The organism is Vibrio sp. La 4.2.2 (assembly GCF_027586995.1).
Taxonomy (GTDB): domain Bacteria; phylum Pseudomonadota; class Gammaproteobacteria; order Enterobacterales; family Vibrionaceae; genus Vibrio; species Vibrio mediterranei.
Window position 1 is genome coordinate 267,635 of sequence record NZ_JAPPTJ010000002.1, and the last position, 18,407, is coordinate 286,041.

Consider the following 18,407-nt stretch of genomic DNA (forward strand, 5'->3'; position numbering starts at 1 on the left):
GAGGTTTATTCATTTTTGGAGACAGTAATGACTCAAGAGTTTGATTTTGACACCGTAATAGATCGAAAAGGCACTTATTGCACTCAGTGGGATTATGTTCAAGACAGGTTTGGGAAAGCAGGCTTGCTGCCGTTTACGATTTCCGATATGGATTTTGCCTCTCCTCCAGCGATTCAAAGTGCGTTGAAAAGCCGAATTGAACACCCTGTTTTTGGTTATAGCCGATGGAATCATGATGATTTCAAAGCCTCGATATCTCACTGGTTTTCAAAAAGATTCCGTACAACGATCGACAAAGGTGACATTGTTTATGGACCATCCGTTATCTATATCATCTCTAAGCTCATTGAACGTTGGTCGAAAGTAGGAGAAGGGGTAGTCTTTCACACACCGGCTTATGACGCGTTCGACAAAATGATTGAAGGGCAAGGTCGCTTTTGCGCAAGGAGTACACTGCTAAAAGTTGAGGGCCGCTATCAAATAGATTGGCAGAGTTTTGAATGTCTAATTGCTCAGCCTGAAAATACGATTTTACTACTTTGCAGCCCGCATAACCCTACAGGAAGAGTTTGGACTCATGAAGAGCTGACAAAAATGGCTGAGCTCTGTGCCAAGCATGGTGTGCGAGTTATCTCGGATGAGATTCATATGGATGTCAGCTTTAGCACTCATTTCCCATTTACTGGATTTGCTCAATCAATGGAATGGGCGTTAGTAACCTCAGCATCGAAGTCGTTCAATGTCCCTGCGTTAAACGGCGCGTATGCATTGATTCCTAATGCTCAAACGAGAGAAGATTACTTATTTAAATTGAAGCAAGTAGATGGATTATCATCCCCTTCAATTCTTGGCGTTATTGCCACGATGGAAGCGTATAATCACTGTGAAGATTGGTTAGAAGCACTCAATAACTACGTTTACCAAAACCATAGTTATGTACGAGAATCGCTCAATGCTGCGTTTAAAGACCTTCAGTACGTTATACCAGAAGCAACCTATCTGGCGTGGATAGATCTTTCACCGTTAGCGCTAGATATGGATGTCCTTAATAGGACATTAATTGATGATTATGGTGTAGCGATCATGTCGGGCGAGGTATATGGAGAGTCTGGGCTTGGTTATTTGAGACTGAACCTTGGTTGTTCACGCGAGAAAGTGAAGGCAGGGGTCCAGTCATTGATTCAAGCAATTCAATACCAATTAAAGTGTTAACTGATTAATTCTATTAGCTAGCAGTAAAACAAAAGCGAGCATGTAAAGATGCTCGCTTTTAGGTTATTCAGGAAGTTAATTGTCGATTAGGACGATTAATTCTCTTTCATTGCCGATATTACCGATGGATCATTAAGCAAGTTAAATAGTAAACTCTTAGCTGAAGAGCGCTGAGAATCAGAAAGCACTTTCTTAGGATTGTCTCTGGTTTGAGTAATAATGTTTTTGACGAAACGGCTGTTGGTACCAGAGAGTTCATATACATAGCTGAGTGTGCTGATTAACTCGTCTTGAGGAAGGCTATAAACAGCCATTTCACAGCTTAAACCATCCATTGCAAGAAAGTTGTTGACCACTTCTTTTCGCTCAGCATTGAACTTCTCTTTCGCTATAAAGCCATCAATCAATGCTTGTACTCTATCAGCGATAGCGACAGGTACTTCCATTGTTTTTGTTTCATGGGTCATTATTGAGTCTCCTCTACATGGGATTAACCGCTGCTTGTACGTAGCTACTGATTATTTCAACCATTATATTCATTCTGTAAATAATGGAGGATCGAGCTTTCGTTGTTGTTTAATCATTCTGCCATACGCAGAGCATGCTTAATAGTCACGAACGCGCAATTTGGCTCTATTTGCTGTTGAATTGGTCAATCAATTACGGTGGATTAACTATTGGCTTGAAAGTCTAGCGGTTACTGCGGATTTAGTAAGGCGAGTGTGGTAGGAAAATAAAGAGAAACAGCTGAAGCGAGGGGCTTCAGCTGAGAAGAGTTATTTTTGCGTGTTGTATTAGTTCGTTACGCGTTCAAGTACGGACGAATCTGTGTGAGCAAATTCACCATCATAGATGCTCAGTATTGTCGACTGAGAATAAGTCAGCGTGTCACCGTCAACTTTGATATTCATTGTGAAACCGGTTGTGCTTGCTTTTTCTTTCATAAAGTTAGATTCAGCGACACCTCTTTCTGACATCACTAATGTCATGTCATTACCAGCAGCACCTTCTGCAGTGACACAAGTGGTTCTCGGTACGCAGAACGAGTTGTAAACGATTTGGTTCTCTTGATCATAGATAAAGTAACCGCGTTGGTCGTGGAACTTAGTATCGTCTGCTTTGCGGAAAACTTCTTGCTTGTAGTAAAGCGCAACAAGCGTTTGCTCACTGGCATTAACCGCATCTGCTGCGACTTCAAACGTCATGGTCTCGTAGAACGGCGTAATGGCAGGTGCACCTTTACCTTGTTCGGTACCTGACCGAGCTGGAGAGATATCGACACCGCCGCTTTCTACTGATTTCCATGTTCCGACAAGTTGAGCTAGAGGACCGAAGTCCATACCGTCGATTACCGTGTGATCTGCCATTGCTGAAATTGGAGCTAAAAGTATCGCCGATAAACTTAGTACTGCTGTTGATTTCATTACTGCTTCCTTATTGATATTAGAGTTATTTTTCACAAGAGATACTAAGTGCATATTGATGTGCAAAAATTAATCTAAATCATGTTTGCTTCCGCAAAATAAATTCAACTGATTCATAAGGTTAGTATCTGTTTCTAGATGTGAATTACGCTTATGAAGTTTCAATTCTGTGGGTTTGTTTGGGCAAAGAAACGACGAAAGGCCTACATAGTAGGCCTTTCTAAGTGTCAACTTATAAAGGTATTTTAATTACTCTATTTGTTTGTTCGTACTTGACCGATTAACGGATTTTTCACTGGTTGAGCTATACCGTAAACCACGACAATACCGTTTCCTCCTCCCATGGTTGATGTTCTGCGCTCAGGATTTTTATCAGTTAAAGCAGTAATAACGTTCCAGTTATTGGCTACCCATACGTTACCTGCGTCGTCCACCATTGTGTCGGTTGCTTCTTGCATAACACCACTTTTGTATGAGTGAATAAGGTCACCCGTTTTGGTATCCGCAGGGCAGCTAGAAGTATCTTCACCGCACACTTGAGCAAAACCTGTACCTAAGAAGTTGCCCACAAAGACATTGTCAGCACCGTCAATACTAACCCCCCATGCGGCATAGATTTCTTTATCAAGTAAGTTAGATTTTACCACTTCACCATCTGGAGAAATCATAGTTACGTTGCCTGTTTTTGGTATATCAGCTTGGTGCGCAAATATGTTCTCAATTGAGATACGGAATTCATCAATAATGCTTGTTCCTTTTGGAATGTTAGGTAACGGGTAACCTGGAGACAAGTTAGCGCCTACCCATACGTTGCCTTTTGAATCAATAGCGAGACCACGTGGAGCAATACCAGTTTTAATTTGTTTCGCATTAGCAGGGTTATCTGCCTCAAAACGTGTGACTGTCATTGAGCCGTTATTTGTTACCCAAACGACGTTATTGTTGTCTACAGCGACCGCAAATGGTCGTTTAAGTCCCGGTACATCAACGATCTCGCCTTTGGTGTAATCGCCTTTAGGGAAACGTATCATATGATTGTACTGGTTATCACAAACCCATACATCGCCATTTGGAGCAGTTGCTAGACCCTGTAATTGGCCGTGCTGACCATTAATAGTTGCAGGGCCGAGTGCTTTACCTGTCAGATCGAAGACACCAACTTTTGCATTGAATGTACTAATCCAAACCTTGTCTTTTGACACAGTAGTACCCCAGCCGCTGCCATCGAGTCCTTGACTGTTATACCCAACTAGAGGAGGGGACAGTGGCTTGCCACTCGGCGCCATTTTTACTACGCCACCGCCAATCGCTGTACTTAAGCCCGACTGAGAACCAGGCATCCAGTTTTGTCCGCTCCAAAGCTGACCTTCGTTATCAAACATCAGGCGACCCGGAGAATAAATACCGCCACCAGTGAAACGAACCATAAGTGCAAAATCATCTGGCCTGTAGCTCAAGTATGGTAAAAAGTCGGTATCTCGACGCTGCTCCCCCTTTGGATAGACGTAGGCATTAGCAAACTGATCAAACAAAGCCTTAGTGTGTAAATAGGGCTGCTGGGCAATCTTGGATAGTGCTTCCAAAGTATCATCACTATTTGTGATCGCTAAGTATTGGTCACATAGGCCGCGTGCTTGCTCTGCACCACAAAGCGCAGTTAATGCTGCAAGCGTATTCATTCGAGCGACGGTCTCGGAGTCTGCTGAGTTAACTCCGTTGAGTACGGTAGCGCCAAACTGGCCTGTTTGCACATCTACTAAGTTTTGAACTTGCTCTGAGCCGATAAGTAACCCGTTATTAGATCCACTTAAACCATAGTTTTGAACGTATTGTTGGGCATTTGGCCAAAGTGAACCGATAGTAGAGAGTTCATTCAGTACAATGTCACCTTGCTGCTGGCTATTTAAAATCGCCAAGCTTCGGTATTTTTCGACGGACTTGCCTTGGATAGTGCCGCCTTTTGCCGTTAGGTAATAGACCCCGTCGTCTTGTCGTGTATTCTCAGAAAATGATACCTGGCCATCGTGTCCACTTTTACCTTCAGCCATAAGCACTGGTGATTGACCAGCTTGTGTATACCACAATGATACTTGAGCATCGCTAATTTGTTGGTGGTCAGATTCTACCGTCACATCAAACGACAGTGTGTCACTTGCATGGACGCTAGCGGATAGCGCAAGAGCAGCAGGAAGAATAGTCGCGAGTTTAGAAGCTTTCATGGTAATCCTCATGTGTAAATTCAGTAAGTTGTTCTTAGACATAAAGAGAAGAAACTTCCTAATTTGCTGTCTCGCCTCAGTTGATGAGGTAATACTAACCATCCGGTCGGTCGTGAACAATCAACAGCACTAAGATGTGGATTAAGTTTGGTTCACTTAAAGTTAAACTCAGATAAATGTATGTTAGTTAACAACTAACACATGCACAGAGGTGAGGAAGGAAGCTAGTAGTGTTAGGTAACAGGGCAGTTTAGTAAACGTTTGAACACTAAAGTACTTCCATCAACAAACAATGCTTGTCGTTGATGCTCTTCGTAAACTAGGTTCTGCGCTGTAGACATAAACATTGAATAGACGGACTCAACTAGCACTTCTGTACTCTCATTTTGTAAACCATTACGGTGTTGGGCTTCCTGAATAAGACGGTGCAGTCCATCAAGTGATTGCTGTTTAGCTCGCTGACGAGCTTCTCTAGGAACAGAGCGAGATGTGTAATACATGCTCAAAAATGCTACTTTCTCTGGATTTACAATTGCCCAAGATAGGCTTTCTCGCCATAAAAGCTCTAATCGAGCATTGATATCTACGGTCTCATGGCCAGTAAAAAAGTCGTAATCTGTCTTGATCGATTCATAAATCGCATTTATGAGAGCCTGTTTAGATTTGAAATGATGGAATAGCGTTGCTTTTGCAACCTCTGCCTGTTTCGCTACCTCAATGGTGGATAAGGAATCGATGCCTGTCGTTGTTGCTAGCTCAAGAGCCACTTCTAAGATACGTTGCCTTTTGGCTGTCACTGTCCTAACTCTCTCTTTTTAAGAACCTTTTTGAGTATAGATAGTAAATTGGCAGTAGGGAACATCGACCAAAAAAAAGAGCCAGCTTAAAGCTGGCTCTTGATTCTCATAACGATAGGGAGATTACTTTTGACCAAGTTGGTGCGCAGTAAGGATCGCCGCGAACACACTGTCTGCAGTAACAGGGAATGGCATGTTGTGAATGGTCTCACCTTCAGCCGTTGCGCCTTCTGCTACTTCAAATAGCTTGTCTTTGTTGATTTCTTTTACGCCCATTTCAAATAGGTTAGTTGGTAGACCTACTTCGCGGCAGAAGTTGATTACAGTGTTAATCTCTTCCATTGGTGCGTTTTCTAGAACAAGTTGAACCAACGTACCAAATGCTACTTTTTCGCCGTGATACAGGTGGTGACATTCTTCAAGTTTCGTTAAGCCGTTGTGAATAGCGTGCGCAGCCGCCAAACCCGAGCTTTCAAAGCCGATACCGCTTAGGTATGTGTTTGCTTCGATGATGTTTTCAACAGCCGTAGTGCTGACGCCATTTTCAACGGCAACTTTTGCTTTTAGGCCATCTTCAAGCAGCGTTTCGTAGCAAAGTTTTGCCAGTGCTTGGGCAGAGCGTGTTGGTGCGCCACCAGCCATTGTTGCTTTGCCAGATGTCATATTGGCACGTGCTTCGAAGTAAGTAGATAGAGCATCACCCATACCAGCTACAAGAAGACGAACTGGTGCGCCAGCGATAACTTTGGTGTCCATAACAACCATATCTGGGTTTTTAGGGAATAGCAGATACTCAGCGAATTCACCTTCTGGTGTATAGATAACCGCTAGTGCACTTGTTGGCGCATCAGTTGAAGCGATAGTTGGTACTACAACAACTGGGATCTTAGTGTAAAACGCTACTGATTTAGCCGTATCTAGCGTTTTACCGCCACCGATACCGATGATGACATCGTTCTTTTGAGTTGCGCAGATGTCAGTAAGGCGGTCGATTTCGACACGTGAACATTCACCGTTAAATACGTCCATTGCCAACGGCATATCTTCTTTAGAGAAGCTTTCTTTAACTGTGTCGCCTACAAGGCCAGTTACAAATTCATCAGCAATAGCAAGTGGGTTAGCACCAAGTGCTTTTACATAGCTAGCGATAGAGCCTAATACGTTTTCACCTTGAACATACTTACTTGGGCTAATAATAATTTTGTCCATTTTTTCAGACCTTCTGTTAATGGTTATCTTTGTTTCAACGTTGGATTCATCATAGATATCAAGGCTGCGTTTACTAAGTCATTCTCCACTGCGCTTGTTGTTTTTATGACATGGCTAGCAAAGCCAGATTTGCGAAGAATGGAGAGTATGCTCATATCTTGGAGTAGATCACTAAAAGGACAAAATAGCGACGTTGGTGTTCCAAAATGAAACGATAAATAAACAGAAACGTTTCATTATGAAACGCAAATTCTTTTCGTTGTCGGGGGAGGATTTGTTCATATTATGGACCTAAACCTACACAAATCCAATTAAACGAACATTAAAAATTACAAAAGAGAAACAAGGTATGAAAAAGCTAATAAATAGTGTTGAAGACGTTGTAAAAGAGCAAATGGAAGGTCTTGCTGCCTCTCGCCCGCAATTAAAAGCTAACTACGAGCCACGTTATATGTGGCATGAAGAAACGCCAGGACAAGTGGCGTTAGTTTCCGGTGGCGGCGCGGGTCACGAACCATTGCATGCGGGCTTCATTGGTAAGGGTATGTTGACGGGTGCTTGCCCAGGTGAAGTATTTACCTCACCAACACCTGACCAAATGTACGAGTGCGGTAACCAAGTGAACACGGGCGAAGGCGTTTTATTCTTCATTAAAAACTATACTGGTGATGTCTTGAACTTTGAGACAGCGGTGGAGCTTCTTCATTCTGACGGCATCAAGGTTGGCTCAGTGTTGATTGATGATGACGTAGCGGTAAAAGATAGTCTATATACCGCAGGCCGCCGTGGCGTTGCTGGCACAGTACTTGTCGAGAAAATCGTGGGTGCAGCAGCAGATAAAGGTTACTCATTAGAACAGTGTGAAGAACTCGCTCGCCGAATTAACAATAACTGCCGTTCGTTCGGTGTTGCTTTAGATGCATGTGTAGTACCAGCAGCGGGCAAACCATCTTTCCAACTTGCAGATGACGAAGTTGAATTTGGTGTTGGTATCCACGGTGAACCGGGTATCGAGCGCATTAAATACACCAACGCTGACGAGTTGGTTGACAAGATGTTCCTTGAGCTAAAAGAAAACATCGCTTATAGCCGCACGCTGCGTATTTGGAATCGTGTCGAAGGTGAATGGGACGAAGTAGAGTCAACGATTGAGAACTTTGAAACAGATCATGACTATATCGCTATTGTGAACGGTCTTGGTGCAACACCAGAGTCGGAACTTTACGGTGTATACAACCGTTTGGCACATAACTGTGAGAAAGAAGGGTTCCGTCTTGCTCGTAACCTAGTGGGTAACTACTGTACGTCTCTGAATATGGAAGGTGTGTCTATCACGCTATTAAAAGCAGACACAGAGATGCTAGAGCTATTTGATGCTCCAGTAGATACAGCAGCGATGAAGTGGTAAGCCGAGGAATAACATATGCAAATTGAAAAACAACACATCATTAATTGGCTTGAGCTTTGTGCAGTATCGTATGAAGAAAACCAAGACTTTCTAACTGATCTTGACCGTGACATCGGTGATGCAGACCATGGTCTAAACATGAATCGTGGGTTCAAGAAAGTAAAAGAAACCTTGCCAAAAGTTGAGAAACAAAATATCTCAACCATTTTGAAGAATACTGGTATGACATTGCTGTCTAGCGTTGGTGGGGCGAGTGGTCCATTGTACGGCACGTTATTTATTCGTACAGCTGCGTCCGTAGGAAGCCGTGAATCTTTGACTTTCCAAGAGTTAATTGACGATCTTAAGAGTGGTGTTGATGGTGTTATCTCTCGCGGTAAAGCAGAGCAGGGCGACAAGACCATGTGTGATGTTTGGTTACCTGTACTAAACGAGATGAAAACGTCTCTAGAAGGCGGTACTAGTCCTGATCATTTACTTGATGAAATGGTGGAAGTTGCAGAGAAAAGTGCAACGTCAACGATTGAAATGCAAGCGAAGAAAGGCCGTGCAAGCTATTTAGGTGAGCGCAGCATCGGTCACCAAGATCCTGGTGCGACGTCATCACTTCTAATGATCAAAGCACTAAGACAGGCGATAGCAGGAAAGTAAGCATGGTAGGCATTGTAGTAGTATCGCATAGCCGCCTATTAGCAGAAGGAGTGGCCGAACTGGCCACTCAAATGACGCAAGGCAAAGCTAATATTGCGATCGCAGCGGGAGTTGACGATCCTGAGAACCCAATCGGCACGGATGCAATTGCCGTTATGGGGGCGATTGAAGAAGTATGTGACCAAGATGGTGCTGTAGTTTTAATGGACTTAGGTAGTGCGCTACTTAGTACTGAAATGGCATTAGAACTGTTAGATGATGAGACCCGTGACAAAGTCGCGTTGGTGTCTGCGCCAATAGTAGAAGGCACAATGGCAGCGTCAGTAGCGGCAGCGGCTGGCTTGCCTATTGAAGCAGTAATCGCTGAAGCATCCAGCGCTTTAGACGTAAAAAAAGAACATCTCGGTGAGGATCTTACTGTGCAGTCTCCTGACTTTGCGGGCGAGCCTGTCGACGATGCGAATGCGTTAAGCTTTCAATGGATGGTTAAAAACCCTCATGGTATTCACGCACGACCAGCTGCGGCAATCGTTGGTTGTCTAGCGCCGTTTTCTAGTGATGTGTATTTAGAAAAAGCAGGACAAAAAGTCAGTGCGAAGAGTCTAAATAGCATTGCTAAATTAGGGGTTCGTTGTGATGAACAGATTACGTTCTATGTCAGTGGTGGTGATGCCCAAAACGCATTAGATGCTTTTGTTAGCCTTGCCAATGAGCACTTTGGTGAAGCGGAACAAGTCGCTAAAGGTGAAGTAGTAGAAGAGGTATTGGAGCAAGCTCCCGAGCTTACTAACGATATTGAAGGCGCCTTGGCCGGTATTAGTGTCAATGGCGGTATCGTGACGGCTCCAGCAGTCATCTTTACCCAAGAAATGCCCAATGTTCCGATACGCACATTTACCAATGCAGAGCAAGAATTTGCGAAGCTTAAACACGCTATCGCAGAGGTTAAGCAACATTTAGAAGCTCAAGCAAAATTGCCTCATGGTGAAATATTTGCTGCGCATGCGATGATGTTGGCTGACCCTGAAATTGCGACTCAAGCAGAAGCAAAAGTTGCAGCGGAGTTAATCGCTGAGCAAGCGTGGATGGACGTGATGATGGCGCTAGCGGCACAATATCAAGCTGCGGAAAGCCAATACATGCGTGAGCGTGAAGCAGACGTTTATGATATTTGTCGTCAAGTGATGCTGTCATTGACGGGTGAGAAACCGAAGGCGATAACCATCGAGCAGCCAAGCGTTTTACTCGCTCGTGACTTAATGCCTTCGGATGTGGCGGGTCTTGATAAATCAAAAGTGGTAGCTATTTGTCTAAGTGAAGGCGGTAAAACCTCTCACAGTGCTATCTTGGCAAGAGCTATGGGAATTCCTGCAATAGTAAAAGTTCAAGGTTGCCTTGAACAGGTTAAAGCAGGTGATAACATCACAGTAGATGGCTTCAGTGGATTATTGTGGTTTGCCCCAACTCAAGCGGTACAGGAAGAGCTAAATAGCAAGCGTCATGAATGGCTTGCGGCTCAAGAGGTCGCGTTACAAAACGCTCAATCACAAGCAGTAACCCAAGATGGTACCTTGATTCACGCTTTGGCTAACATCGGTGGTCCTGAAGATGTAGAAGCGGCGTTAGCCAATGGCGCTGAAGGGGTTGGCCTGTTCCGTACCGAATTTTTGTTCCAAGAAAGCGTAGAACTACCAACAGAAGATGAACAATATACGGTCTACAAAGAGATTGCAGCTGCGTTTGGCGACAAGCCAATCACGATCCGCAGTCTTGATGTTGGTGGTGACAAGCCGCTTGCCGCATATCCGATGCCAGAAGAGGAAAACCCTTTCTTGGGTCAACGTGGCGTTCGTCTGTGTTTGAAGCATGAAGCGCTTTTTGAAACGCAGTTACGTGCAGTTTTAAGAGCTTACGCAGAACAACCTAACATTCAATTGATGATTCCAATGATTGCAACGGTTGCTGAAGTAAAAGCAGTGAAAGCATTGATCGCTAAACAGTGTGATAAGTTGGGGTTGCCCGAATCCACTCTGCCTGTTGGCATAATGATTGAAGTACCAGCTGCGGTATTCAACGCGGATGCCTTAGCGGCAGAGGTCGACTTCTTCTCGATTGGCACCAATGACCTAACACAATATGTTATGGCGGCTGATCGAGGAAACACTGAAGTTGCTGAGCTAGTAAATTACTTCGAACCAGCGGTTATTAAAGCTATCGAACTGACCATTCAATCTGCAAACAAAGCCGGTATTTCGGTTAGTATGTGTGGTGAAATGGCAGGGGATGTTAAAGCGACAGAGCTATTGATGAATCTAGGGCTGAGAAAATTCAGCGCGAGTTCTACACTGATTCCAGAACTTAAACAAAAAGTACGTTCCTTAGATTTTGCAAACGCATAATCATCTTTAAGATAGCTAAACATGGCCAGTAGTTAACACTACTGGCTTTTTTGTTGTTTGGATCTACACATTCATCGATTGTTTTGCCAGTGTTTTAACCCTTCGAGTACACCAAGCGCATGGGTATTTTTCGCCGTATAGACATGAGATAAAGAAGAAAGGTGCGCGACCTCTTGATAGTGATTCGCCACCAATATTGCGTTAATCCCTGCTATGGTCAACATAGCGGTATCGTTGCCGGAGTCGCCTGCAACGACAACTTCTGAAGGACAGAGCTTATGCTTATTCATTAAGTGGTGGATGGCTGTTGCTTTATTTATACCTTTTGGTGTGATGTCTAAAAACCAATCGTGCGAGTAGGTGAGGTCGACATACAGCTCATTTTCTTGAAACAGAGCTTGTAGGTACTGTAATTGCTTACCGTCTAATCTCCCTTCATAAGTCAGCTTATAGCTGCCCTGATGTTCAGGTGTCTGTTTCCCCAAAAAGCCACAATCATGTAACGCGGCAGAAACTCGTCCTTCATCCCATAGACAATCCATTTTTGTGTGCCAGTCATAGTCAGGGGTTAGCGTACGTTTATGATGAATCTGAGTGCCGACGTCACTGACAATAGTGTTAGGTCTAGGTAACGTATGCTGAGCTAATCCATCGTTAATTGAATGAAAGGTTCTCCCCGTAGCGACTACGAACTGCATACCTGTTTGAGCTTCAACGTAGGAAGTAAACTCTGATAACTCATCGGTAGGCCCACCACTGATTGTTCCATCAAAATCGCATACCAACATCTTTATCATTGAATAAACTCCTTTTTTCTTGATTTAAGTGTATATCAACGGAGAAAGACAGAGTGATATTTCTACGAGATTTTTCCTTACTAGTGACAAGAAAAAACGCGACTAGCCCGAAAACTAGAAATACGTGGGATGTGAGCCACACTTGTTTTATGGATTGTGGAGGGAATTGAGATGCAAAGAAGGCAATTTATAACAGTCTGTTCAATATGGTTTGCTTGGCCTGTATTGGCTAAGACTCCACTCCCCAAAACACCATCACAAGCTGAAGGTCCGTTTTATCCAGTAACGAACATACCCATTCGTTCGAATCTTATCCTAGATTCAACAATGCTGATTGGTAAGCCCTTTCAACTGAGTGGTAAAGTGCAAAATTCAAAAGGTGAGCCTTTAGCTGGAGTTCGAGTAGAGATTTGGCAGTGTGATGGTGATGGTTACTATGATCATCCCAAACAACCCAATGTCGAGCAGTTCAACCGAGCATTTGCCGGCTTTGGAGCTGTTGAATCCGATATTAACGGACGCTTTAACTTTTCCACTTTGTTCCCCGTCCCTTATGCGACTAGACCTCCCCATATTCACGTAAAGTTAAAAAAGGGAGACAGTGAGTTATTGACGACTCAATTATATCTGAGGAATCAAACAGGCAAAGAATGGCGGGGAGGAAGTGAACGAGATCAGCTTCAGTTAGATGTTACTTCGAATGGGGAACAGTTGGAAACCTATTTCCAATTTGTTGTTTAAATAGAAATAAGTGATATTCCTAAAGCGATTGTTAAAGGTATTAATATAGGAATCTTGTGCTAGCTTTAACAGTAGTTTGCCAGTTACTGATATGTGGATAAGATTCAATGACGATATGTGTACTAGGTAAAGTTCCCCAATTGCTCAGCAATAGTGCTCTAGAGCTAAAGAGTGTTTCTCTAAACGAAACATTGTTAGCGCAATCAGGCGTTGTTTGTGTGTTAAACCTGAACAATGAGGAACAAGATCGCATGTTAAGTCAAATACACCGTTCTAACTACGGTTGGAGCTGGAGAGTATTTACTTGTCAGCCCAGTTTCCTGAGTGATTATTTGTCTGATGGATTAGTGGATAGTGATTGGTTATCTAGTAAAGAAAAGCATTTGCCTTTTGAGAAGCTTAATCGAATCATCAATGAGCCGAGCGACAAATTATTAGCTTATTTATGGCTGGATGAAGCGAGAACACTATCTCCGATGAAAGTTATCAGTGAGACGGCCATCTACCGTTATCCCTTGTTGGATATTTATCATAACCAAGTTCGAACCCCTTTTCGCTACCTTCATAGGTTGGTTGATGCTGACTTAATAGAAGCTGACCAATGTGTCGACAGAGTGCGTTATTGTCACTCTTGTCAGTCTGGACACTTGAACTTTGTCGATACTTGCCCTTCGTGCCATTCAATTGATATCAAAACTTTTGACGCATTGCACTGTTTTACATGTGGCCATGTAGATGATGCCAAGCTGTTCTTATCAAGAAGAACAATGAGTTGCCCAAAGTGTCATACTGAGCTTAAACATATTGGAGTAGACTACGACCGACCATTAGAGCTGTATGATTGTAATAACTGTCATCAAGAGTTTGTAGAATCTGATGTGGTAGCAAAATGTATGACATGTGACCATACCAATTCGATCAATGAGCTAACATCACGAAGCTATTATCACTACTCAGTAGGGGAAAGTGCGCAACGCTATCTTTTAGATGATCAGCTTGAATCAAAGCGTAACATCATACTTTCTGGCTCTGTAACGACGTCGGTTTTTGAAGCAACTTTAGCTTGGAAGAATCAACTTTCCCTTCGACATAAACATCAAGATCTTTTAATTGGAATAAAAGTTCAAAACATAGATGACTATATTTTGAAGTTTGGGGATGTCGCTTATATCGAGTTTATCAGTGCGTTTTCAGAACAGTTAGAATCATTGTTCAGAACTACGGACTTGAGTTGCCAGTACACAGACGATGTATTCTTTATACTTCTCCCTCATTGTGAGTCGAGTTTTTTATCCGTTATTGAAACAAGAATTTCAGAGTTTGCTGGCAAAGTAGATTCAGAATTACTTTCTTTGATAGTCAAAAGTTGGTTATTGCCAAGCATAGAACTAAGTGTTGCTTCCGAATGGTTAAGTGAAAGGAAGTCAGAATTAAATGATTGAGGGCATAATCACAGTCGCAAAAACAACCTCTACTCAAGTATTCACTAATACAGAATTATTGATTACGTTTTTGCCTGTCATTCTGATGGTGGAGTTGCCTTTGATACTTTTAGTATTAATAGGCATTTTTAAATGGCATTGGAAAAATAAAGTGCCAGTTAACACGCACACACCCAATGTTAGCTTCATCATCACTTGTTACGGTGAAGGAAAGGGAATAGAGGTCACAGTGGATACGCTGGTGGAGCAAATATACCCAGGTAATATAGAGATACTCGCTGTTGTCGATGGAGCAGTTCAGAATGTAGAAACCTACCAAACTGCAATGAAGCTTCAAGAAAAATATGCTTCGCGTAAAGATAGAGTAGTTCGGGTTATTCCTAAATGGCAGAGAGGAGGCAGAGTCTCAACCTTAAACACCGGCTTATATAAAGCGAAACATGACATTGTGATCAACGTTGATGGTGACACCTCTTTTGATAATGATATGACGTTCAAAATGATGCGTCAGTTTACCGATTCTAATGTCATAGCAAGTGGTGGGGCATTGAGAGTTAGAAATTGGGACAAGAACGTGCTGACTAGGATGCAAGCCCTCGAGTATATGATGTCAATGCAAGGAGGAAAAACCGGCACCAGTCAATTTGGGTTATTAAATAATATCTCAGGAGCATTTGGTGCGTTTAGGAAGAAGCAGTTAAAACGTGTTGGTGGGTGGGACACTCATACTGCTGAAGATTTAGATTTGACCATGCGCCTCAAACAGTACAAACGTCGTTACCAACAGTCAAAGCTCGCTTTTACGCCTCATGCAGTTGGGCACACAGATGCTCCCGATACATTAAGGGACTTTGTACTGCAACGACTGCGTTGGGATGGTGACTTGTTATTTCTGTATCTTCGAAAACATATCAAGGGATTAACACCACGGTTACTGGGCTGGCCTGTATTTCTTTATACGATGGTTTATGGTGTTCTTCAAAACGTCCTGTTACCTATTTTCATCGTGCTATTCACAAGCTACATTTTTGCTAGCTACCCAATTTTATTTTTTGCGTCAGTATCCTTTATCGTGTACGGGATTTATCTAGGCTTTGTCGTAGTTAAATTTACGGTTTACCTATGCTTAATATCCGAGAGAAAAAAAAGTGATGTTAGCCTTGCTGGTTGGCTAGTCTTCTATCCGATATACGCTGTTTTTTCTCGATTTGTGACAGCTTTTTCAATTATCAACGAAACAGTGCGACGCTCTCACGAGGAGTCGAGTATGGCACCTTGGTGGGTACTAAAGAGAGGTAAAAGATTTTGAAAGTTACATTTCAAATGAATAAGCAAAAATCGCCACAAAAAGAACGTGGGATGAACGTTGCCTATGGAGAAGCTAAGCGAACGGGTTATAGGCTTCGCTGGTTTGCGTTGCTGGCGATAGTTATTTTCCCCGTTGCGGTGGCTCTGTATTATCTAGTGAAGCCGCAGGTTTTTACTATAGCTCAAGGTGTCGTGAGCTATGAGCCGGTTTCTATTAGCGCGCCGCAAGAGAGCGTAGTTGAGAGTCTATTCTTTGAAGTTGGTGATAGTTTTTCGCAGGGACAGTTTTTACTTCAGTTACAAAATAGAGTGTTGGACGATGAAATCAGTTTTTTACAAGGGCAGATTGATGAGTTAGAGAGCTATGCTCAACGCAGAGGAAAAGACCTTTCTAGTATGTATGCTTTATCAGAAATGGAAGCACAGAAAAACCTAAACGAAATTGAAAAAATAAAGAGTGAATTTCAGAAGTTTAATAATGAAGGATTAGTCAGTACCGGGGATTATGCTTCTGTTTTAAACAATTATTATTCAGCACAGTCACTTAAATCCAAAGCTTCGCTAGAACTGGCTCTCGCGAAGTTGGAGGAAGCTGACGAACAATATGTTGGTTCGATTACCAATATTATTCGTCAACTTAAACAAGAGTTAAATCGCAAACAGAGTCAAAAACGCGCTCTACTTATTTCTGCACCATTTGATGGACATGTGATAGACGTTATTGCGAAAAGAGGGGAGCGGTTTGAAGCGCATATGGAGTTAATCACGATTGCGCCAGATACTGATCAGGTTAAAGTCATCGCTTACTTAGATTCAAAACACATTGATAAGGCAAAGGTTTCGAGCAAAGTAACCGTTAAATTACCGAACGGAGAGAGACTTAATGCTCACGTATCTAGCCCTACAGAACTTGCCTCAAAACTACCGATTCAATTATCCAAGCCTTTTGAGGGCCAGCAAGCTCTGTTGGAAGTAGTATTGACCATCGATGAACCAGTTCCACCTAGAGAAGAACTGATTCAAGGTATGCCTGTAGAGGTTTACTTTTAAGAGTTGGCTGCGACAGGCTGATAACGCCCTGGCTTGTGATTCATCGCTAAAATTAGGTTAGTTGCAATGGCTCCGACAACGGATAGAGCGATGAGGTAGAAATCGACGACAAACAGTGACAGAACCACAATAGTGCAGTCTAGTGCCATTTGAACTTTGCCTGCTCGTATGCCGAAGCGCTCTTGCAAGAACAGAGCGAGAATATTAAACCCACCTAAACTCATTTTATGACGGAAAATGACCAACATGCCCATTCCAATTAGTCCGCCACCAATCAACGCAGCATAGATTGGTTCAATGTGTGCGATCTGAATGACGTGGTGAAGATGGTCTACCGCGAATGAAACGATACTCACGGCAATAAAGGTATTGATGGTGAACTGCCATCCCATTCGGGTTACCGAAAGAATGTAGAACGGTAGGTTAAGCATAAAGAACACTTGGCCAAAACTGAGAGCGGTCACTTTAGTGATAAACAGTGCGAGTCCCGCAGTGCCACCGGTCAGTAGCCCCACTTGGTTGAAAAAAATAACGCCAAGTGATACCAGTGCGCTGCCAAGAGTGAGAGCGAGTAGGTTCTCTCTAAGGCTATGATCTTTGTCCATAAAGACACTTCCTTTGAAAATAAAATTGATATCTACAGTGCAAACGATCCTTCGTGGAACTTCACAAATGTAAGAGGCGCGAGTTTAATTGTGACGGCAGGGTGGTGTCGAGTTGATGGCTGATATCAGATTTTTATTGAGTGTTTCGTCAGATTTACACTTGGCGCATACGATGCTATGAGTGAGTGTGGGATTTGACCGTTTGGATAACAGTCACCACAATGTAGCAAACGACTAGTAATGGAGAGTTATGAATTTCTTAGCACACCTGCACATTGCGGATCACTGTCAGAGCAGTCTACTAGGCAACTTACTTGGAGACTTTGTTAAGGGGGACCCCTCAAAGCTCTATAATTCTGATGTTAGCCAAGGGATCAGGCTGCACCGTTTTGTCGACTCTTATACCGACAACCATGCCATCATCAAACTGTGTAAACAGCGTTTCGATCCAGACCTAAAACGATTTGCGCCTATCGCCATGGATATGTTTTGGGACCATTGTCTAGCTAAGCGATGGCATGATTACCACCATCAAACCCTGCAAGAATTTGTTGATAGTGCAGAAGCAAAGATTACGTCTACTGAAGAAGTATTACCAGAGCGTTTTATCAATATGACTTCTCATATGTGGCAAGGACGTTGGTTAGAGTCATACAGTGAACTAGAAAACATACAGTACGCCCTAGAGCGAATGTCACTTAGAAGTATGCGCATGACACCTCTTGCTGATTGTGGAGTGCAACTAGAACAGAATTATCAAGAGTTTTCAGACTTTTTCGCTGAACTCTATCCAGAGGTTCTTGAGCAAGCGATTAAGATCGGGAAGATTTTCTGACGATTTGGCGAACTACGTTTGTCTTGTTTGAACTTAATCTATACCTGACCCGTAGAAGAAATTCTAATGATAAACAGATGGTTATGGGTTTGAAATGAATCGTATTAATCCAGCTAAGTTACGAAACAGCAAATGGACGGCGATTAAACCGCTTAATAGAGAAAAGCACTTTCTGGTGTCAGAAGTCGAGTTTGAAGAGGATGGGACAGTCATGTCGTGCAAGCTTGAAGCCGTGCTGTCTCGTAACGAATATCCGATTGATTGGACTGAGTTAAAAGACAGCGAAAAGTGGCTTCAAGGATGGAAATAG

General features: G+C 42.9%; 17 protein-coding genes. 10 read left to right on the top strand and 7 right to left on the bottom strand.

From position 1 onward, the window contains the following. Positions 1-27: 27 nt before the first annotated feature. Positions 28-1,212: a MalY/PatB family protein gene (locus OH456_RS04415; RefSeq protein ID WP_270032884.1), complete on the top strand. Its 1,185-nt coding sequence runs from the start codon at positions 28-30 to the stop codon at positions 1,210-1,212. 95 nt (positions 1,213-1,307) lie between these two features. Here the strand turns inward: OH456_RS04415 and OH456_RS04420 are convergent, their stop codons facing one another. The 5 genes from OH456_RS04420 to OH456_RS04440 all read right to left on the bottom strand — a co-directional run bounded on the left by OH456_RS04420 (position 1,308) and on the right by OH456_RS04440 (position 6,861). Then, complete coding sequence (locus OH456_RS04420; RefSeq protein WP_006069628.1) at positions 1,308-1,679, bottom strand: hypothetical protein; 372 nt, start codon at positions 1,677-1,679, stop codon at positions 1,308-1,310. Positions 1,680-2,006: 327 nt separating this feature from the next. Further along, complete coding sequence (locus OH456_RS04425) at positions 2,007-2,636, bottom strand: heme-binding beta-barrel domain-containing protein (protein ID WP_270032885.1); 630 nt, start codon at positions 2,634-2,636, stop codon at positions 2,007-2,009. 254 nt (positions 2,637-2,890) lie between these two features. Next, a complete protein-coding gene (locus tag OH456_RS04430; RefSeq protein ID WP_270032886.1) occupies positions 2,891-4,855 on the bottom strand; it encodes a hypothetical protein in 1,965 nt (654 codons plus the stop codon). 233 nt (positions 4,856-5,088) lie between these two features. Beyond that, positions 5,089-5,652, bottom strand: coding sequence for a TetR/AcrR family transcriptional regulator (locus OH456_RS04435; RefSeq protein ID WP_198558987.1), 564 nt, complete (start codon positions 5,650-5,652; stop codon positions 5,089-5,091). A 123-nt stretch (positions 5,653-5,775) separates the two neighbouring features. Beyond that, positions 5,776-6,861: a glycerol dehydrogenase gene (locus OH456_RS04440; RefSeq protein WP_063606919.1), complete on the bottom strand. Its 1,086-nt coding sequence runs from the start codon at positions 6,859-6,861 to the stop codon at positions 5,776-5,778. A 349-nt stretch (positions 6,862-7,210) separates the two neighbouring features. On the opposite strand from OH456_RS04440, the gene dhaK reads away from it, so the two are divergent. Genes dhaK through ptsP form a run of 3 tightly spaced genes read left to right on the top strand, consistent with a single transcriptional unit; the run spans position 7,211 to position 11,319 of the window. After that, the gene (dhaK, locus tag OH456_RS04445) at positions 7,211-8,269 is read left to right on the top strand and encodes a dihydroxyacetone kinase subunit DhaK (RefSeq protein ID WP_006069633.1); all 1,059 of its coding nucleotides are present in this window, start codon (positions 7,211-7,213) and stop codon (positions 8,267-8,269) included. Positions 8,270-8,284: 15 nt separating this feature from the next. Beyond that, positions 8,285-8,920, top strand: coding sequence for a dihydroxyacetone kinase subunit DhaL (gene dhaL, locus OH456_RS04450; protein WP_006069634.1), 636 nt, complete (start codon positions 8,285-8,287; stop codon positions 8,918-8,920). A gap of 2 nt (positions 8,921-8,922) precedes the next feature. Then, positions 8,923-11,319 (top strand): phosphoenolpyruvate--protein phosphotransferase, encoded by a 2,397-nt coding sequence (gene ptsP, locus OH456_RS04455; RefSeq protein ID WP_270032887.1) that lies wholly within the window; start codon positions 8,923-8,925, stop codon positions 11,317-11,319. 71 nt (positions 11,320-11,390) lie between these two features. Here ptsP and OH456_RS04460 read toward each other — a convergent pair whose 3' ends face one another. Beyond that, positions 11,391-12,116 (bottom strand): HAD-IIB family hydrolase, encoded by a 726-nt coding sequence (locus tag OH456_RS04460; RefSeq protein WP_062461329.1) that lies wholly within the window; start codon positions 12,114-12,116, stop codon positions 11,391-11,393. Positions 12,117-12,287: 171 nt separating this feature from the next. Between OH456_RS04460 and OH456_RS04465 the strand changes: the two genes are divergently transcribed. From OH456_RS04465 to OH456_RS04480, 4 genes are all read left to right on the top strand, one after another. Continuing rightward, positions 12,288-12,857: a dioxygenase family protein gene (locus OH456_RS04465; protein WP_270032888.1), complete on the top strand. Its 570-nt coding sequence runs from the start codon at positions 12,288-12,290 to the stop codon at positions 12,855-12,857. A gap of 107 nt (positions 12,858-12,964) precedes the next feature. Then, entirely contained in the window at positions 12,965-14,299 is a 1,335-nt protein-coding gene (locus tag OH456_RS04470) for a diguanylate cyclase domain-containing protein (protein ID WP_270032889.1), read from the top strand. Continuing rightward, positions 14,292-15,608: a glycosyltransferase family 2 protein gene (locus OH456_RS04475; protein ID WP_198558983.1), complete on the top strand. Its 1,317-nt coding sequence runs from the start codon at positions 14,292-14,294 to the stop codon at positions 15,606-15,608. The genes OH456_RS04470 and OH456_RS04475 overlap by 8 nt, the downstream gene beginning before the upstream one ends. Positions 15,609-15,622: 14 nt before the next feature. After that, entirely contained in the window at positions 15,623-16,657 is a 1,035-nt protein-coding gene (locus OH456_RS04480; protein ID WP_198558982.1) for an HlyD family secretion protein, read from the top strand. Here OH456_RS04480 and OH456_RS04485 read toward each other — a convergent pair. Next, on the bottom strand, positions 16,654-17,262 hold the full coding sequence (locus OH456_RS04485; protein ID WP_124942163.1) for a YitT family protein: 609 nt from the start codon (positions 17,260-17,262) through the stop codon (positions 16,654-16,656). The two genes, OH456_RS04480 and OH456_RS04485, sit on opposite strands and share 4 nt — an antisense overlap. A gap of 250 nt (positions 17,263-17,512) precedes the next feature. Between OH456_RS04485 and OH456_RS04490 the strand changes: the two genes are divergently transcribed. Next, positions 17,513-18,097: an acyl carrier protein phosphodiesterase gene (locus OH456_RS04490; protein ID WP_198558980.1), complete on the top strand. Its 585-nt coding sequence runs from the start codon at positions 17,513-17,515 to the stop codon at positions 18,095-18,097. A gap of 94 nt (positions 18,098-18,191) precedes the next feature. Then, entirely contained in the window at positions 18,192-18,407 is a 216-nt protein-coding gene (locus OH456_RS04495) for a TIGR02450 family Trp-rich protein (protein ID WP_006069640.1), read from the top strand.

Bases quoted from the DNA above. Each gene is read 5' to 3' on its own strand.
- OH456_RS04485 (WP_124942163.1), bottom strand. From the start codon at position 17,262: ATGGACAAAGATCATAGCCTTAGAGAGAACCTACTCGCTCTCACTCTT.
- OH456_RS04465 (WP_270032888.1), top strand. From the start codon at position 12,288: ATGCAAAGAAGGCAATTTATAACAGTCTGTTCAATATGGTTTGCTTGG.
- OH456_RS04470 (WP_270032889.1), top strand. From the start codon at position 12,965: ATGACGATATGTGTACTAGGTAAAGTTCCCCAATTGCTCAGCAATAGT.
- OH456_RS04480 (WP_198558982.1), top strand. From the start codon at position 15,623: ATGAATAAGCAAAAATCGCCACAAAAAGAACGTGGGATGAACGTTGCC.
- OH456_RS04490 (WP_198558980.1), top strand. From the start codon at position 17,513: ATGAATTTCTTAGCACACCTGCACATTGCGGATCACTGTCAGAGCAGT.
- OH456_RS04475 (WP_198558983.1), top strand. From the start codon at position 14,292: ATGATTGAGGGCATAATCACAGTCGCAAAAACAACCTCTACTCAAGTA.
- OH456_RS04460 (WP_062461329.1), bottom strand. From the start codon at position 12,116: ATGATAAAGATGTTGGTATGCGATTTTGATGGAACAATCAGTGGTGGG.
- OH456_RS04420 (WP_006069628.1), bottom strand. From the start codon at position 1,679: ATGACCCATGAAACAAAAACAATGGAAGTACCTGTCGCTATCGCTGAT.
- OH456_RS04430 (WP_270032886.1), bottom strand. From the start codon at position 4,855: ATGAAAGCTTCTAAACTCGCGACTATTCTTCCTGCTGCTCTTGCGCTA.
- OH456_RS04415 (WP_270032884.1), top strand. From the start codon at position 28: ATGACTCAAGAGTTTGATTTTGACACCGTAATAGATCGAAAAGGCACT.
- dhaL (WP_006069634.1), top strand. From the start codon at position 8,285: ATGCAAATTGAAAAACAACACATCATTAATTGGCTTGAGCTTTGTGCA.
- OH456_RS04425 (WP_270032885.1), bottom strand. From the start codon at position 2,636: ATGAAATCAACAGCAGTACTAAGTTTATCGGCGATACTTTTAGCTCCA.
- ptsP (WP_270032887.1), top strand. From the start codon at position 8,923: ATGGTAGGCATTGTAGTAGTATCGCATAGCCGCCTATTAGCAGAAGGA.
- dhaK (WP_006069633.1), top strand. From the start codon at position 7,211: ATGAAAAAGCTAATAAATAGTGTTGAAGACGTTGTAAAAGAGCAAATG.
- OH456_RS04440 (WP_063606919.1), bottom strand. From the start codon at position 6,861: ATGGACAAAATTATTATTAGCCCAAGTAAGTATGTTCAAGGTGAAAAC.
- OH456_RS04495 (WP_006069640.1), top strand. From the start codon at position 18,192: ATGAATCGTATTAATCCAGCTAAGTTACGAAACAGCAAATGGACGGCG.